Origin of the sequence: Streptomyces azureus, assembly GCF_001270025.1 — a bacterium.
In the GTDB taxonomy this organism is placed as follows: domain Bacteria; phylum Actinomycetota; class Actinomycetes; order Streptomycetales; family Streptomycetaceae; genus Streptomyces; species Streptomyces azureus.
Genome location: NZ_DF968268.1, coordinates 24392 through 40741 on the forward strand (window position 1 = coordinate 24392; position 16350 = coordinate 40741).

Below are 16350 nucleotides of genomic sequence, written 5' to 3' on the forward strand. Positions count from 1 at the left end.
TCCTTCCGTTCCCCGAGCCTCGATCGTCCGACGGGGCGCCGGGTTCCGCACCCGGCGCCCCGTCGGGAACAGAGCCCCGCTTACCGGCGCCAGAGGCCCGTCACCGCGAACGTGGTACCGGGCCGGTAGCAGTTGACGTACATCGTGTCGCCGTCGGGCGAGAAGGCCACCCCGGCCAACTCACCCCACTCGGGCTCCTCCGGGGTGCCGATGTTCTGCCGATTGCGGGCCATCACGTACACCTGGCCGCGCCGGGTCACGCCGTAGACGTGCTGGGCGCCGTCGCCGTCCTCGCAGACCATCAGACCACCGCTGGGCGCCAGGCAGATGTTGTCCGGCGACTCTCCCGGCTTCTGAACGTCGGTGCCCGGACCGAAGACGATCACCAGGGTCAGCCGTCGCCGGTCCGGGTCGTAGCGCCAGACCTGGCCGAAGTGGTCGGCCGCCGACCCCTCCGCGCTGCGGGCGAACGACGACACGAAGTACACCGACCGGCCGCCCCAGTAGCAGCCCTCCAGCTTCTGCGCGTGCGTGATGCCCTTGCGGCCGAAGTCCTGGAGCCGGATCGGCGTCTGCGCGGCCTGCGGGTCCGGTACGTCCACCCACTCGACGCGGTCGAACTCGGCGCCGATGTCCTGGATCGAGGACAGGTCCGGCACACCGGGCACACGCATGGCCTGGAGCCGGCCGCCCGCGCGCAGCGAACCCCGCCCACCCAGCGGCCGGTTTGGCAGGAAGCGGTAGAAGAGGCCGAAGGGCCTCTTGAAGGCGTCCTCGGTCTCGTACACCACGCCCCGTCGGGGGTCGACGGCGATCGCCTCGTGCTGGAAGCGGCCCATCGCGGTCAGCGGTACGGCTCCCGTGCGGTGCGGGTCGGCCGGGTCGACCTCGAAGATGAAGCCGTGGTCCTTGGCGTAGCCGGCCGTGCCCGCCTTGTCCTCCGTCTCCTCGCAGGTCAGCCAGGTGCCCCACGGGGTGGGGCCGCCCGCGCAGTTCACGGCCGTGCCGGCGATCGCGACGCGTTCCGACAGGACGTTGTTGCGGGAGTCCAGGGTGAGGGCCGTGCAGCCGCCCTTGGCGGCCGGGTCGTAGGTGAGGCCCTCGACCGTCGGGACCGGGACCTTGCCGTCGGCGCGGTTCTCGTGGTTGCGGACCAGATGGACCCGGCCGCCTCTGCCCTCGAAGGCCGACATGCCGTCGTGGTTGGAGGGGACCTCGCCCTCGCCGGAGCGCAGCGGATCTCCCTCACGGGAGAGGACCCGGTAGCGGAAACCTTCCGGCAGGTCGAGCAGGTCCTTCGGGTCGGAAACGAGCGGGCCGTAACCGTCGTGGCCGAGGGTCTGGGCGGCGGCGGTGCCGGCGAAGAGTTCGGACAGGGCGCCGGAGAACGCGATCCCGACGCCCAGGGCGCCCGTCCCTGCGAGCATCTGACGGCGTGTGGCGAATCGACCGGTTTCGGTCATGGGGAAACCTTCCTGCTGGCGGACAGGAACTTGATCCCGCTGTGTCTATCACCTGGTGCGGGTCGCAGGAACCACGCGCGTAGCGCGGGTCACTGCTCGACCGCGTGCCGCAGCTCGTCGATGGCCTGTTCTGTCGTGTCGACGGAGCGTTCCGTCGGCGCCGGAGCCTGCTGACCTCCCTCCTGGTGGCCTCTTTCCAGGAACCGCAGGAGCTCCACCGGGATGGGCAGCACCAGCGTGGAGTTCTTCTCCGCCGCCACGGCCATGACCGTCTGGAGCAGGCGGAGCTGGAGAGCCGAGGGAGTGTCGGCCATCTGCTGGGCGGCCTGGGACAGCTTCTTGGAGGCCTGGTACTCCGCGTCGGCGTTGATCAGCCGGGCCCGCCGCTCGCGGTCGGCCTCGGCCTGGCGGGCCATGGAGCGCTTCATCGTGTCGGGCAGGGACACGTCCTTGATCTCCACGCGGTCGATGGTCACGCCCCACTCGACGGCCGGGCTGTCGATCATCAGTTCCAGGCCCTGGTTGAGCTTCTCCCGGTTGGACAGGAGGTCGTCCAGTTCGCTCTTGCCGATGATCGAGCGCAGGGAGGTCTGTGCCATCTGCGAAACGGCGAAGCGGTAGTCCTCGACGTTGACGACCGCGGCCGCCGGATCCACGACCTTGAAGTACACGACCGCGTCGACCCGCACGGTCACGTTGTCGCGGGTGATGCCCTCCTGGGCGGGCACCGGCATGGTCACGATCTGCATGTTGACCTTACGCATCCGGTCCACCGCGGGGACGATGAGGTTGAACCCGGGCCGCCGCACCTCCCCGTGCAGCCGTCCGAGCCGGAACACGACCCCGCGCTCGTACTGCTTGACGACCCGCGCCGCCGAGGCCAGATAGACCAGCCCTCCGGCTCCGGCCGCCGCCACCGCCCCGATCAGATCTTCGACCATGCCGACCTCCCCGTCCAGAGGTCCCGTTTCGTCTGTTCCTGCAACGATATGCCCGGACTCGGGGTCGCGGCCATGCCTCGGGGGCCGGGGCCGTACACGCGAAGGTCCGGGGCGCGCTTCTCGGGCGCGCCCCGGACCAGGGGTTGTCGGCGTTCGGGCTACGTCGCTACGCGGCCGTGACCTTCTCGGCCTCCGGTGACAGCTCCGGCTCCGTGACCTTCACCGGCTCCGTGCCCGTCGCGCTGTGGCGCTCGGCCCAGCTCTCCAGGGCCGTGCGGCAGGCGTGGTCGAGGTGGTGCAGACCTGAGAGGTCCAGCTCGACCGGGCGGTCCTGGGGCAGGCTCTCCAGGCTGTCGAGGATCTTCGGCAGCCGAAGGAACGTCGCGTTGCCCGACAGGTACGCCTGGATCGGACCGGCGCCCTTGTCTATGACCTCGAGCTTCACGTGCGAGGCCTCCCAGGCGGTCTTGACGACCGACAGGGCCAGACCGATCAGGACGCCCTCGAACATGTTCACCGCGACGATCGACACGGCCGTGACCACGAGGATCAGCGCCTCGCCCTTGTGGCTGCGCCACAGCGCCACGACCTGGCGGAACGGGATCAGCTTCCAGCCCGCGTGCACCAGGATGCCGGCGAGGGCGGGCAGCGGGATCAGGGCCAGGGCCCACGGCATCGCGGCGGCGAACAGAAGCAGCCACACGCCGTGCAGCACACGCGACGCCTTGGTCTTCGCACCCGCGTTGACGTTGGCCGAGCTGCGGACGATCACCGCGGTCATGGGCAGCGCGCCGAGCAGACCGCACACGGTGTTGCCCGCGCCCTGGGCGATCATCTCCTTGTTGTACTGGGTGCGCGGACCGTCGTGCAGCCGGTCCACGGCCGCCGCGCTGAACAGGCTCTCCGCGGAGGCGATCAGCGCGAACGCGATGATCGTGCCCCAGATGGCCGGTCCGGCCAGCTCGCCGAGGGCGTCGGTCCCGGGCGGCTGGATGACGCCGAGCAGGCCCTCCACCTCGACCGTGGCGACCGGCAGGCTGAGGGCGAGCGTGGCGACCGTGGCCAGGACCACCGCCGCGAGGGCGCCCGGCACGGACTGCACGGCCTTCGGCAGCTTCTTCCACAGCACGATGACGGCGATGGTGCCCGCGCCGATCGCGAGCGAGATCAGCGCCTCGGTGCTGCCCAGGGCGTCGGCGAACGCCCCCGGCAGCCCCACGATCTTGCCGATGCCGGTCTCCGGGGCCTTCAGGCCCGCCGCCGCGTAGATCTGCCCGGCGATGATCACCAGACCGATGCCGCAGAGCATGCCCTCGACGACGGAGACGGAAATCGCCCGGAACCAGCGGCCGATGCCGAGGAAGCCCATGGCGAGCTGGAGCAGACCGGCCATCAGCACGATGACGCCGAGCGCGGCCACCCCGAACTCGCTGACGGCCTCGAAGACCAGCACGGTCATGCCGGCGGCGGGACCGGACACCTGGAGGCTGCTGCCGGGCATCAAACCGGTGACGAGGCCGCCCACGATGCCAGTGATCAGGCCGAGTTCGGCCGGGACGCCGGAGGCGACGGCCACGCCGACGCAGAGCGGCACCGCGACCAGGAAGACGACGATGGAGGCGAGGAAGTCCTGCCTCAAGTAAGGGAACTTGGTCATGGCGTCCCTCACAGGGTCTCGAAGGTGTCGGTCTCCGCGCGGTGTTGCCGCACGGTTCCGGTGTGCACTTCGTAGAACCAGGCGTGCAGGCCGAGTCGGCCCTCCGCCAGCCGGCGCTCGATGCACGGGTACGACCGCAGTCGCAGCACCTGGGCGAGGACGTGGTTCTGCACGGCTTCGGCGACCGTCGGGTCGGCCGGGTCGTCGCACTTGGGCTGGTCGGCGGCGTGCGCGAGCCAGTCGCGCACCGCCGGTACGGCGGCGAGGTCGTCGCCCCGTACCACCGCGCCCACGGCACCGCAGTGCGAGTGGCCGCAGACCACGATGTCCTTGACGCCGAGGACTTCCACGGCGTACTCGATGGTGGCCGCCTCGGAGGTGGGGTGCTCCAAGGCGTGCGGGGGGACGATGTTGCCGGCGGTGCGCAGCTCGAAGAGCTCGCCGGGCCGGGCGCCCGTGATCAGGGCCGGTACGACCCTGGAGTCGGAGCAGGTGATGAACAGGACGTCGGGGGACTGGCCCTCGGCGAGGCGAGCGAACTCCTCAGGGCGCTGTCCGAACATGCGGGCGTTGTCGATGAGGGGCTGCATGAGTGTGGTGACTCCTCCTGGCGCGCAGTGGGGGCGCGTCGGACGGGCATGACAGAGGGGGGATGGAACTGCTCTGTTCTTCAGCAGCGGAAGACTTGAAGCGCTGCCGGAGTGTGCGACGTCGAGGATCTCGACGTGCGTTCGTGCGCCACGCCGGGCGGGACCCGTTCCGGTGCTGTCGGCGGGATGTGCCTCAGCAGCGGCCGGTCGGGTGCCGATGGCGCCGAGTCGGCGCTGTGGAACCGGTCGCGGGTCCGCAAGGGGCCGGTCGGGCCCTGAGGGTGTCCGGCGCGGCAGTTCGCGATCTCGTCGCGCAGAGCCTTCCCTGAGAGCTTGGTTCCGGGGCGCGTGGACGCACCGGATGGTTCAGTTCCGGGCTGGGCTTTGGCCTCGACTTCACGGGGCGTATGCGCGGACGCGAAGGATGCCGTCGGTGCGAAGACCTGGAGGGCGAGCAGGACGGCGGCGAGGATCGAAACCATGGTCCGTACCGTCGTACCTCGGTACATGCGCCCCCCTTCAGGTGATTCGCACATCTAGCGCTGACCAACACTTAGTCAATGACTGGTCAAGAAACACGTTAACCCTGCAAAGTCGTTTGCAGGGTTAACTTAACGTTTCAAGCTGAAGAGAGCCTGAAAATCGTAGGTGGGTTGGCTGGAACCAACCCTTGCCCTACGGCAGTTGGTGCGATATTGGGGTTGTGGTTACCGGGGGTCCGTCAACTTGGCCGCGTCGCGGGCCAGGGCGGTGAGCCGGGAGATGGCCCGGAAGTACTTCTTGCGGTAGCCGCCGTTCAGCATCTCGTCGTTGAAGAGCTGGTCGAAGGGCAGGCCGGAGGCCAGCACGGGCACTTCACGGTCGTAGAGCCGGTCCGCGAGGACGACGAGCCGAAGTGCCGTCGACTGGTCGGGAACCGGCCGCACACCGGTGAGGCAGACGGCCTTGATTCCGTCGGTCAGGGCGCCGTACCGGCTGGGGTGGACGCGGGCCAGATGTTCCAGGAGGGGCGAGAACGCGTCGAGGGAGGCGCCCTCGGTGGCCTGCGCCGCCTTGGTCACCTGTTCGTCGGAGTACGGCGGCGGCGCCTCGGGCAGGCCGCGGTGGCGGTAGTCCTCGCCGTCGATGCGCAGGGCGCGGAAGTGGGCCGACAGGCCCTGGATCTCGCGCATGAAATCAGCCGCGGCGAACCGGCCCTCACCGAGCTTGCCGGGCAGCGTGTTGGAGGTGGCGGCGAGCGCGACGCCCGCGTCGACGAGCTTGCCGAGCAGGGTGGAGACCAGGACGGTGTCGCCGGGGTCGTCGAGCTCGAACTCGTCGATGCACAGCAGGCGGTGGCCGGACAGGGTCTGGACGGTCTGCTGGAACCCGAGGGCGCCGACCAGGTTGGTCAGCTCCACGAAGGTGCCGAACGCCTTGCGGGCGGGCTCGGCCGGGGTGGCGTGCCACAGGGACGCCAGCAGGTGGGTCTTGCCGACGCCGTAACCGCCGTCGAGGTAGACGCCGCGCGGGCCGGCCGGGGCCGCTTTCCTGGGCGCCCTGCCGAATCCGAACAGCCGCCGCTTGCCGGAACCGCCCGCTTCTTGGCCGAGACCCGCCGCGAAGCCCTCCAGGACCCGGACGGCCTCGGTCTGGCTGGGCTGGTTCGGGTCCGGGATGTACGTGCTGAAGCGGACCGAGTCGAACCGCGGCGGCGGCACCATCTCGGCGACCAGCCGGTCCGCGGGAACGCGCGGCTCACGGGCGCACAGGGAGAGCGGGGCGGAGTCGGTTATGGGACCGGATCCGGAGGGGGCAGGGGAGGAGGACACGGTTCACCATGCTACGGGGCGTGGAAGACTGCACGGCATGCGACGTCTGTTCCCTGTGACCGATGAATCAGCAGCTCCGGACTCGGGCGGGGTGCCCGGGGAGGGTGCTCCTGACGGGGCCGGACGGGAGTGGAGTCTGGCCGAGCTGGCCGCCGCGTACGCCTATCCCGAGGCGGGGCCCGGCGGGCCGCTTCCGTGGCTGCGCGCCAACATGGTGTCCACGCTGGACGGGGCCGCCCAGCACGACGGCCGTTCGCAGCCCATCTCCAGCGCGACCGACATGCGCATCTTCGGCACCCTGCGGGCGCTGGCGGACGTCGTGGTCGTCGGCGCGCAGACGGTCCGCCAGGAGGGGTACCGTCCGGCACGCGCGCGTGCCGAGTTCGCCGAGGTGAGGGAGGCGGCCGGGCAGGGCCCCGCACCCGCGATCGCGGTGGTCTCCGCAAGCCTGGACCTGGACTTCTCGCTGCCGCTGTTCACCTCGCCCCTGGTGCCCACCCTGATCCTCACCGGAGCCTCGGCCGCCCCGGACCGCGTCGCCGCCGCCGAGAAGGCGGGCGCCCGGGTGGTCACCGCGGGCGACGGCATCGGCGTGGACCCGGCCCGTGCCGTCCAGACCCTCGCCGGCCTCGGCCACACCCGGCTGCTGACCGAGGGCGGCCCGCGGCTGCTCGGGCAGCTGGTGGCGGCCGGCGTGCTCGACGAGCTGTGCCTGACCGTCTCCCCGATGCTGACCGCGGGTGACGCGCAGCGCATCGCCGGGGGGCCCGCCGTCACGGTGCCACAGCGCTTCAGGCTGGTGTCGATGCTGGAGGAGGACGGCTTCCTGTTCACGCGGTACGGGCGGTCCTGACGTACTGAACCGCGCGCCACGGGGTAAAGGTGTCGGCGGCCGGGATGCGGAACCGGTCGGTAGGTACGGACTCGGTACGGTGATCGCCGTCAGTCCGGTAATCGGCGGAATGTGCCGTTCCGTTTGCTTTCCGGAGGGCACACTGGATCCGGCAGTACCCGTGCGAACACGGGGCAGGATGGTTTCCGCAGGGCCCGGCGCGGCCCACGGAGGAGTGGGGCCGCAGGCCCCCGTGAGCAGAAGGGGCGCCTGGTGTTCACAAGCGTATTGATGATCGAGAAAGCCCTGACATCCGCCGACGTGGAGTTCGTCACGACCTTGCACGGGGAGGAGCCGGTCTCCTTCCAGGTGCTGCTCCAGCCGCGCGGCGAGCAGGCGGACCGGCTGTTGCGGGCCATCGACGACGTCGCGCTCGGCGAACTCGACGAGGCCGTACGCGAGGGAGAGACGCCGGAGGGCGAGGAGGCGCTGAGCGTCGGGCAGCGGGCTCTGGAGGTCTCGCTCGCGGCGTTGCGGGCGTCCGGGAGCGAGGCCGAAGGACGGTTGATCGAGGATCATCCGCTGGACGCGCTGAAGTCTCTGGTGGAGGAGGTCGGGGCGGATGAGGTCATCGTGCTGACCGACCCCCATTACGTGGAGGAGTTCTTCCACCGGGACTGGGCGTCGCGGGCTCGGCACAAGGTCGGTGTACCGGTGCTGAAGCTGTTCTCGCACAGCAAGGCGTAGCCGCCGGCGGTGGCGGCATCGGTGAACGCTTCGGCATAGGCTGTGCCGCTGAACGTTCCGCACACGCACAGGGAGACACGCATGGCACCCGGCCTTCCCACCGCCATGGACCGACCGCACTTCATCGGCATCGGCGGGGCCGGGATGTCGGGGATCGCGAAGATCCTCGCGCAGCGCGGGGCCGTCGTGGCCGGCAGTGACGCCAAGGAGTCGGCGACGGCCGAGGCGCTGCGGGCGCTGGGCGTGACGGTGCACATCGGGCACGCGGCGGAGCACCTGGCCGACGACGCTAGCTGTGTGGTCGTGTCCTCGGCGATCCGGCAGGACAACCCCGAGCTGGCCCGCGCGGCCGAGCTCGGCATTCCCGTCGTGCACCGCTCCGACGCGCTCGCCGCCCTGATGGAGGGCCTGCGCCCGATCGCCGTCGCCGGTACGCACGGCAAGACGACCACGACCTCCATGCTGGCCGTGTCCCTCAGCGAGCTGGGCCTGAAGCCGTCGTACGCGATCGGCGGGGACCTGGACGCACCCGGCTCCAACGCGCTGCACGGCGAGGGCGAGATCTTCGTCGCCGAGGCGGACGAGTCGGACCGCAGCTTCCACAAGTACGCGCCCGAGGTCGCGATCGTCCTCAACGTCGAGCTCGACCACCACGCCAACTACGCGTCGATGGACGAGATCTACGAGTCGTTCGAGACGTTCGTGGACCGCGTCACCGAGGGCGGCACGCTGGTGATCGCGGCCGACCACGAGGGTGCCCGGGAGCTGACGCGCCGGGTAGCCGGGCGCGGCGTGCGGGTGGTGACGTACGGCGAGTCCGAGGACGCCGGCGTGCGCATCCTGTCGGTCGTGCCGCAGGGGCTGAAGAGCGAGGTCACGGTGGTGCTGGAAGGCAAGGAGCTGACCTTCACGGTCTCCGTGCCCGGCCGGCACTACGCGCACAACGCGGTGGCCGCGCTCGCCGCGGGCGTGGCGCTCGGCGTCCCCGCCGAGGAGCTGGCCGCGGCGCTGGCGGCGTACACGGGCGTGAAGCGGCGGCTCCAGCTGAAGGGCGAGGCCGCGGGCGTGCAGGTCATCGACTCCTACGCGCACCACCCCACCGAGATGACCGCCGACCTGGAGGCCATGCGCGCGGCGGCGGGCGACGCCCGGATCCTGGTCGTCTTCCAGCCGCACCTGTTCTCGCGGACGCAGGAGCTGGGCAAGGAGATGGGCCAGTCCCTGGCTCTCGCGGACGCCTCGGTGGTGCTGGACATCTACCCGGCCCGGGAGGACCCGATCCCCGGCGTGACCAGCGAGCTGATCATCGAGGCGGCCCGGGCGGCGGGCGCCGACGTGACGCCGGTGCACGACAAGGCGGACGTCCCCTCCGTGGTCGCGGGAATGGCGAAGCCGGGGGATCTCGTTCTCACCATGGGAGCGGGCGACGTCACCGACCTCGGCCCGCGCATCCTGGACCGTCTGTCGAACTGAGGGGCTGGAGGCTCATGCCGTACGACGTCGAGAAGCCGGACGAGCAGTGGCGCGCGGAGCTGACCCCGGGCGAGTACGCGGTCCTGCGCCAGGCGGCCACGGAGCCCGCCTTCACCGGTGAGTACACCGACACCAAGACGCGGGGCGTCTACTCCTGCCGCGCCTGCGGAGCGGAGCTGTTCACCTCGGACACGAAGTTCGAGTCCCACTGCGGCTGGCCGTCCTTCTTCGATCCCAAGGACACCGACGCGGTGGAACTGATCGAGGACCGTTCCCACGGCATGGTCCGCACGGAGGTGCGCTGCGCCCGTTGCGGCTCCCACCTCGGGCACGTGTTCGAGGGGGAGGGGTATCCGACCCCGACCGACCAGCGGTACTGCATCAACAGCATCGCGCTGCGGCTGACGCCCGCGGAGGGATGAGCCGCTCGGGGGCGGTGTCGTCCAGGCCTTCGGCACGGGCCATTCGCAGGCCCTCGTTCTCGAACTCGCCGCCGAGCGGGCGGATTCGTCCCCACGAACCGGCTGAGCATCGCCGACCTCGTCCCCCACGGCGGTGAGGACCCGGCCGTCCTCGACGACCCGCTCCTCGAGCGCCCGCCCGGGGTGGCCGCCGCGTGCGAGACCGTGTACGGCGACGCGGTGCGGCTCGGGCCCTGGGACGTGAAGGTGCTGCTGGAGAGGCCGGTCCAGGCCCTGTCGGGCCCGCGACCGTCGCTTCCGGCAGGCCCCGGGACGGCGCCTCAGCCGACCGCCCGGCGTGCCGTCAGAGCACCTTGCGGTGGACAAGCGCCGACAGGACGAGGGCGCCCGGCAGGAGAGGGAGCCACACCGTCAGGACGCGGTAGCCGATGACGGTGGCCGTGGCGGTGGCCACCGGGGCGCCGAACGCGGCCATGGTGAAGACGAGCGCGGCGTCCACGGGGCCGATGCCGCCCGGCGCCGGCACCGCCCCGACCGCGGTGCCGGCCACCAGCAGCGCGAGGACCACCTGCGCCCAGGACAGCGGCAGCCCGAGCGAGAAACCGACCGTGGCGATCACACTGCCCTGGAGCAGCGGGGTGGCGGCCGCCCCGCCCCACAGGGCGAGCACACGGCCGGGCCGGGTGTGCAGCTCGCGGGCGTCGGTCAGCGCGGTGCGCAGGAAGCGGAGGACGGGGCGGCGCAGCGCCCGTACGGTCACGAGCGTCACGGCGGTCGCGGCCAGCACGAGCAGCGCGCCGCCCGCCGCGAGGAGCAGCGTGCGGTCGTCCGGGACGAGTGCGCCGAGCCGCAGTACGTCCGGGAACGCCACCAGGAACGCGAGCAGCACCACCGTCTTGGCGACCGGCTTGACCAGGGAGTACAGGGCGAGTGAGGCGGTGGCCCGGGGGAGCGGGATGCCACGGCGCTGGAGGAAGCGCAGGGTGACGGCGTGCGCGCCGATGCCCGCCGGCAGCACCTGGTTCGCGGCACCGGCGGCGAACTGCGAGGCCACCAGCAGCCCGGTCGGCAGCCGCTCCGGCAGGGCGCCTTGCCGGACACAGGCAGCGGCCACCCACGTCAGACACGTGCACGCGCACGCGACGAGCAGCCACCAGGGGTCGGCCGAGGCCAGCCGCGCGACCCCCTCGTACGCCGCACGCCGGTCGACCAGAGCCCACGTCCCGACCAGCACCAGCGGAAGCAGGGCCAGGGCCGGCCGGACGAGCCGTGCGGTGGTGGAGGAGCGGCGGGGTGCGGTGGGGAGCGGGGCAGGGGCGGGGAGGGTTTCGAGCCGGAGCTGGGACACGGCGTACGTCGTCCTTCCGCGTCGCGCCCGGGGACGGGGCGGACGATGCAGGGCGAGTCAGGGGGACCCCGGAAACGTGCCCGGCCGGGGTGACGCCCCGGTGTCCGGCGGCGAAAGCGAGAGGGGCGGGAGAAGACACGGCCGGTTCCGGGAGGCGGTGGGTCTACGCCGCGGCGGCCCCCGCCCCCGCCACCGGAAATCCCGGACTCCGCAGCACGCGCCTGTCCGCGTCCACCGCGAACACCTCGCAGTTCTGGCGGGCCGCCGCCCACTCGACGCCCTGGGCGCCCAGGGCGAAGGCCGCCGTTGCGACCGTGTCCGCCTCGGTCAGGGTCGGGGCCACGACGGTCATGCTGAGGAGGCCCGTCGCCGGGCGGCCCGTGCGGGCGTCGAGGATGTGCTCGCCGCGTTCGTAACGGGCGGAGGTCGCGACGGCCCGGTCCGTGAGGTCCAGGACCGTGCAGAGCCGGTCGGCGTGGTCGGGGTGGCGTACGCCGACGCGCCAGGGGCCGCCGGAGGCGATCACGTCGCCGCCCGCGTTGAGGCAGAAGCGCCGCGCGCCGGCCGCCGACAGGAGCTCCGCTCCCTTCTGCACCGACCAGCCCTTCACCACGGCGCAGGGGTCGAGGCCGCGGCCGGGCAGCCGGACGTCGAAGGCGCCGCCGGTCGCGATCCGGTACTCCTCGCACAGGTCCAGGACCTCCCGGAGCGCCGGGCTGGGGTCGTACACCTCCCCCCGGTCCAGCCGCGACACCTCGCTGTCCGGCCGGAACGGGCTGAACCGCGCGTCGGCCTCGCGCAGCCAGGCGAAGAGGCCGTCCACCGGTGCCTCGGGGAAGCCCTCGTCGTCGATCCGTACCGACACCGGGAACCCCATGACGTGCTCGACGCGCCGCATGCCGTCAGCCCCTCGCGTCGATGGCGGCCTGGAGCGACTCCTTGTAGCCGTCGCTGGTGATCGTGGCACCGGACACCGTGTCGATGTCGGCGCTCTGCGCCTGGAGCGTCTCCTCGATCAGCTTGGGCACGGCGGCCGTGGTCTGCGGATGGTTCGGCTGCTGGAGCATCCGCACCGAGGCGATCTTGTCGCCGTCGAACGTGACCTCGACCTGCACCGGCCCCTTCTCGGTGTCGAGGGTCGAGCCGGACACGACCGTGGTCGCGGTGCCGCCCGAAGAGGAGGCCGAGGGCGTCGACGCGGGCGCGGCGGCCTCGGTGGCGGACGACGACGTCGACCCGGAGTCGTGCGACGGCGTGTACCGCCAGAGCGGGATCAGGCCCGCGACGCTCAGGACGAGAACGGGTATGGCTCGCTTCACGAATCTCTCCTCGTCATCCGGCCAGGCTGAAGCGCTCGAAGTGGGTCTGCGTCCTGGGGACTCCCAGCTCGCGCAGGCTGCCGAGCACCGCGTTCATCATCGGCGGCGGGCCGCACAGGTACACGTCCCGGCCGGTGATGTCCGGGACCAGACGCGCCAGCTCCTGCGGCGCCAGCCGGTCGGGCACGGCCGGCCCGGTGACCAGGTGCAGCTCGGCGCCCTTGGCGAGGGCGAGTTCGCGCAGCTCGTCGTGGAGGACGGCGTCCTGGTCGGTGGCCACCCGGTAGATCACGACCGCGTGGCCGTGCAGTTCCTCCAGCAGGGCCCGGATCGGGGTGACACCGACGCCGCCGGCGATGAGCAGGGCGTCCGGGCGGGTGCGGTGCAGGGTGGTGAAGGCACCGTAGGGGCCCTCGGCGAAGACCCGCGTGCCGACCTTCAGGTGCCGCAGGGCCGCGCTGCCGTCGCCCGCCCGCTTGGCGGTCAGGCGCAGGGTACGGCCGTCCGGTGCGGCGGACAGCGAGAACGGGTTGGCCTGCCACCAGCGGTCCTTCGTCAGGAACCGCCACAGGAAGAACTGTCCGGCCCGGGCGGGCAGCCGGTCCAGATCGCGGCCCGTGATGTAGACCGAGACCACGTCGTCGTTCTCCGGGACCACGGCCGTCACACGCAGCTGGTGGCGGAGGTTGCGCCACAGCGGCAGGACCAGGCGGCCGAGGAACACCGAGGCGAGGGCCAGGCCCCACACGGCGTACCAGTACGTCTGCGCGACGGACGACGAGGTGAACGTCGTCCCGGCCGCGACCTGGTGCGTGAACGCCAGCACCACCGCGACGTAGGTGTACAGGTGGATGAAGTGCCAGGTCTCGTACGCCAGCCGGCGCCGGGCGTAGCGGGCCGAGACCGCGCCGACCACGATGATGATCGCCAGGGCGGTGATCGCGCGCAGCACGCCCTCGACGGTCTCCGCGAGGTCCACCAGCTGGTTCACCGGGTCCAGGGACGAGGACTGGGCGTAGCCGAAGACGATGAACACGGCGTGCGCCAGCAGCAGCCACAGCACCGAGAAGCCCGTCCAGCGGTGCCAGGACGTCAGCCGGTCCATGCCGATCCGCCGGTCGAACCACGGCAGCCGCGCCACCAGCAGCAGCTGGAACGCCATGAGCAGCGCCCCGTACAGCCCAGCCAACCGCCCCAGCACGATCAACGTGTTCGAGGCGAAACCGGCCTGGACGAAGAAGACGGTCACCACGACCGCGTTGGCGAGCAGCAGCGCGTACAGGCCGGTGCGGCCCACCACTCTGGGGCGCAGGCCCGCGCGGGTCGCCGCGGGGGGTTCTTGGAGGGTCGTCACGATCGGCAGCTCCTTGATCGGATCCTGGGATACGAGCTTGTCGCGGGGGAGCTGTCGGAATACTGTCGCCCGACTTTCAAGTGGTTATCGATCCGGCGGCGAAGCCCCGGGCGGCTATGGCGGCACGGGAGGCGTGAAGCACTATGAGCGGGTGGAAAAAGTACGACTCCTCGTCGTCGACGACGACCCGCCCATCGCCGACCTCGTCGCGACCGTCGCCCGCTACGAGGGCTGGGAGGCGGTCACGGCGTACTCCGGCGAGGACGCGCTCAAGCGGGCCGCCGAGTTCCACCCGGACATCGTGGTGCTCGACCTGATGCTGCCCGGCGTCGACGGCTTCGGCGTCCTGGACCGGCTGCGCGCCTCCGGCACGATGGTGCCGGTGGTGTTCCTCACCGCCCGCGACGGCGTCGCCGACCGGGTCGCGGGCCTGACCCGGGGCGGCGACGACTACCTGGTCAAGCCGTTCGCCGTGGAGGAGCTGATGGCCCGGCTGCGCACCGTGCTGCGGCGCAGCGCGGGCCCCGCCTTCCAGCGGTCCGTGCTCCAGGTCGGCGACCTGACCATGGACGAGGACACCCGCGAGGTGCGGCGCGGCGACAGGCTGCTGTCCCTCACCCCGACCGAGTACGAGGTGCTGCGCTACCTGATGCGCAAGTCGCCCACCGTGCTCACCAAGGCGCAGATCCTCGACCACGTGTGGGAGTACGGCTTCGGCGGCCGCTCCAACGTCGTCGAGCTGGTCATCAGCCGGCTGCGCCGCAAGCTCGACGAGACGGACGACGGCGGCACGCCACTGATCCACACCGTGCGCGGATTCGGATACGTACTGCGACAGGCCTCCGAGTGATCGCCCGGCTGCGGCGGGCCTACCGCGGGATGCGCCTGGGCACCCGGTTGGCCCTGGGCCTCGGCGCCCTGTCGCTGGTCGTGTTCGCCGTCGTCGGCACGGCCCTCACCACGTACATGCGCGACTACCTGTCGGCCCAGCTCGACACCCAGCTGGCACAGGCCCAGATCGCCCAGTCCAAGAGCATCGCCGACTACGGCACGCTCTCGGGCAAGAAGTACTACAGCTGGTTCTACGCCGTGTACGACGTCTCGGACGGCAGGCCCGAGCTGCGCAGGTCCGAGGACCCCGCCGACCTGCCCGAGGACGTCGACGACTTCACCGCGCTCGCCTCGGCGCAGAGCGCCGCGCACACGGAGCTGCTGCGCACCGAGCACCTCAGCGGCGCGGGCACCTACCGGCTGCGCGCCTGCCAGGTCGAGCCCGGGGTGATCCTGGTGAGCGCCGCGCCCATGGAGGACATCGAGGACACGGTCGGGCAGCTGATCACCATCCAGGTCGTCACCTTCGCTCTCGCGCTGCTCGCGCTGGTGGTCTTCGGCCGCCGCATGCTGCGCCGCGGGCTGAAGCCGCTCAGCGACATGGCGTCCACCGCGCACGGCATCGCCTCGCACGACCTGACCGAGTCGGCGGCCCGGCTGTCGCTGCGCGCCGACGGCCGGGACGGCGGCCCGGAGGTGGACGAGTTGCGGACCGCCTTCAACACGATGCTGGAGCACATCGACGACTCCCTGGCCGTGCGCGCTCAGGCCGAGCAGCGGCTGCGCCGGTTCGTCGCGGACGCCTCGCACGAGCTGCGCACCCCGCTGATGTCGGTACGCGGCTACGCCGACCTCTTCCAGTACGCCGCCGCCAACGCCCCCGAGGAACGCGACCGGCACCTGGCCCGGCTGCGTGCCGAGGCCGCCCGGATGGGCATCCTCCTGGACGACCTGCTGCTGCTCGCCCGGCTGGACGCGGCGGAGGTGGAGGCGCCGCTGCGGCTGGAGGACGCCGACCTGGTGGAGCTGGTCCAGCACGCCGCCGACGCCTTCCGGGCCAGCCGGCCGGACCACCCGCTGACGGTGACCACCGGCACGGAGGCGGTCAAGGTGCGACTGGACCCGCAGCGCGTCCGGCAGGTCCTGGACAACCTCCTCGCCAACGCCGCCGTGCACACCCCGCCCGGAACCCCGGTGTCCGTGGAGGTCGTTGTCGCCTCCGGCGCCGCTCTGGTCCGGATCACCGACGCGGGTCCCGGCATCCCGCCCGAGGACCAGGAGCGCGTCTTCGACCGCTTCTACCGCGTCGACGAGGGCCGCAGCCGCGACCGCGGCGGCAGCGGCCTCGGCCTCGCGGTGGCCCAGTCCCTGGTCCGGGCCCACGGCGGCCGCATCGAGCTCAACAGCGAACCGGGGGCGACGGTGTTCACCGTGCGCCTGCCGCTGGACGAGGCGGGGCTCCCGGGCGTCCCGGGGCCGGAAAGGACCGCCGTCTAGACTCGACCGGCGACAGCCGTACGACCATGCCCATACGCTCCGCCAACCCGAAGGGCCCCGGCGTC

Annotated in this window: 15 protein-coding genes and 1 pseudogene; 7 read left to right on the plus strand and 9 right to left on the minus strand. The window is 71.7% G+C overall.

All coding sequences use genetic code 11. From position 1 onward, the window contains the following. Window positions 1–80: 80 nt before the first annotated feature. The 5 genes from AOQ53_RS16690 to zapE form a co-directional block, all read right to left on the minus strand. The gene (locus tag AOQ53_RS16690) at window positions 81–1463 is read right to left on the minus strand and encodes a PhoX family protein (RefSeq protein WP_059418138.1); all 1383 of its coding nucleotides are present in this window, start codon (window positions 1461–1463) and stop codon (window positions 81–83) included. A gap of 89 nt (window positions 1464–1552) precedes the next feature. Next, window positions 1553–2404 carry a slipin family protein gene (locus AOQ53_RS16695; RefSeq protein ID WP_059418139.1) on the minus strand — a complete coding sequence of 284 codons (852 nt, stop codon included), beginning with the start codon at window positions 2402–2404 and terminating at the stop codon, window positions 1553–1555. Between the two features lie 166 nt (window positions 2405–2570). After that, entirely contained in the window at window positions 2571–4061 is a 1491-nt protein-coding gene (locus tag AOQ53_RS16700) for a SulP family inorganic anion transporter (RefSeq protein WP_059418140.1), read from the minus strand. 8 nt (window positions 4062–4069) lie between these two features. Next, a complete protein-coding gene (locus AOQ53_RS16705) occupies window positions 4070–4651 on the minus strand; it encodes a carbonic anhydrase (protein WP_059418141.1) in 582 nt (193 codons plus the stop codon). 707 nt (window positions 4652–5358) lie between these two features. Next, complete coding sequence (gene zapE, locus AOQ53_RS16710; protein WP_059418143.1) at window positions 5359–6462, minus strand: cell division protein ZapE; 1104 nt, start codon at window positions 6460–6462, stop codon at window positions 5359–5361. 37 nt (window positions 6463–6499) lie between these two features. On the opposite strand from zapE, the gene AOQ53_RS16715 reads away from it, so the two are divergent. The 5 genes and pseudogenes from AOQ53_RS16715 to AOQ53_RS46315 all read left to right on the plus strand — a co-directional run. Beyond that, entirely contained in the window at window positions 6500–7315 is an 816-nt protein-coding gene (locus AOQ53_RS16715; protein ID WP_059418145.1) for a pyrimidine reductase family protein, read from the plus strand. 252 nt (window positions 7316–7567) lie between these two features. Next, the gene (locus AOQ53_RS16720) at window positions 7568–8041 is read left to right on the plus strand and encodes an indole-3-glycerol phosphate synthase (RefSeq protein ID WP_174523302.1); all 474 of its coding nucleotides are present in this window, start codon (window positions 7568–7570) and stop codon (window positions 8039–8041) included. Between the two features lie 81 nt (window positions 8042–8122). Further along, window positions 8123–9514 carry a UDP-N-acetylmuramate--L-alanine ligase gene (murC, locus tag AOQ53_RS16725; protein WP_059418147.1) on the plus strand — a complete coding sequence of 464 codons (1392 nt, stop codon included), beginning with the start codon at window positions 8123–8125 and terminating at the stop codon, window positions 9512–9514. 14 nt (window positions 9515–9528) lie between these two features. Continuing rightward, on the plus strand, window positions 9529–9936 hold the full coding sequence (gene msrB, locus AOQ53_RS16730) for a peptide-methionine (R)-S-oxide reductase MsrB (RefSeq protein ID WP_059418148.1): 408 nt from the start codon (window positions 9529–9531) through the stop codon (window positions 9934–9936). 13 nt (window positions 9937–9949) lie between these two features. After that, a pseudogene (locus AOQ53_RS46315) lies at window positions 9950–10125 on the plus strand (SIS domain-containing protein); the annotation flags it as partial. Window positions 10126–10279: 154 nt separating this feature from the next. Here AOQ53_RS46315 and AOQ53_RS16735 read toward each other — a convergent pair. The 4 genes from AOQ53_RS16735 to AOQ53_RS16750 all read right to left on the minus strand — a co-directional run bounded on the left by AOQ53_RS16735 (window position 10280) and on the right by AOQ53_RS16750 (window position 13957). Further along, window positions 10280–11284, minus strand: coding sequence for a lysylphosphatidylglycerol synthase transmembrane domain-containing protein (locus AOQ53_RS16735; RefSeq protein ID WP_059418150.1), 1005 nt, complete (start codon window positions 11282–11284; stop codon window positions 10280–10282). Between the two features lie 163 nt (window positions 11285–11447). Continuing rightward, a complete protein-coding gene (locus AOQ53_RS16740) occupies window positions 11448–12182 on the minus strand; it encodes an FAD:protein FMN transferase (protein ID WP_059418151.1) in 735 nt (244 codons plus the stop codon). Window positions 12183–12186: 4 nt separating this feature from the next. Continuing rightward, on the minus strand, window positions 12187–12603 hold the full coding sequence (locus tag AOQ53_RS16745; protein ID WP_059418153.1) for an FMN-binding protein: 417 nt from the start codon (window positions 12601–12603) through the stop codon (window positions 12187–12189). Window positions 12604–12616: 13 nt separating this feature from the next. Continuing rightward, complete coding sequence (locus tag AOQ53_RS16750) at window positions 12617–13957, minus strand: ferredoxin reductase family protein (RefSeq protein ID WP_174523303.1); 1341 nt, start codon at window positions 13955–13957, stop codon at window positions 12617–12619. A 151-nt stretch (window positions 13958–14108) separates the two neighbouring features. Here AOQ53_RS16750 and AOQ53_RS16755 point away from each other — a divergent pair, with 151 nt between their 5' ends. Beyond that, the gene (locus tag AOQ53_RS16755; RefSeq protein WP_059418198.1) at window positions 14109–14807 is read left to right on the plus strand and encodes a response regulator transcription factor; all 699 of its coding nucleotides are present in this window, start codon (window positions 14109–14111) and stop codon (window positions 14805–14807) included. Then, window positions 14804–16285: a sensor histidine kinase gene (locus tag AOQ53_RS16760; RefSeq protein ID WP_059418154.1), complete on the plus strand. Its 1482-nt coding sequence runs from the start codon at window positions 14804–14806 to the stop codon at window positions 16283–16285. Before AOQ53_RS16755 ends, AOQ53_RS16760 begins: the two co-directional genes overlap by 4 nt. Window positions 16286–16350 lie beyond the last annotated feature (65 nt).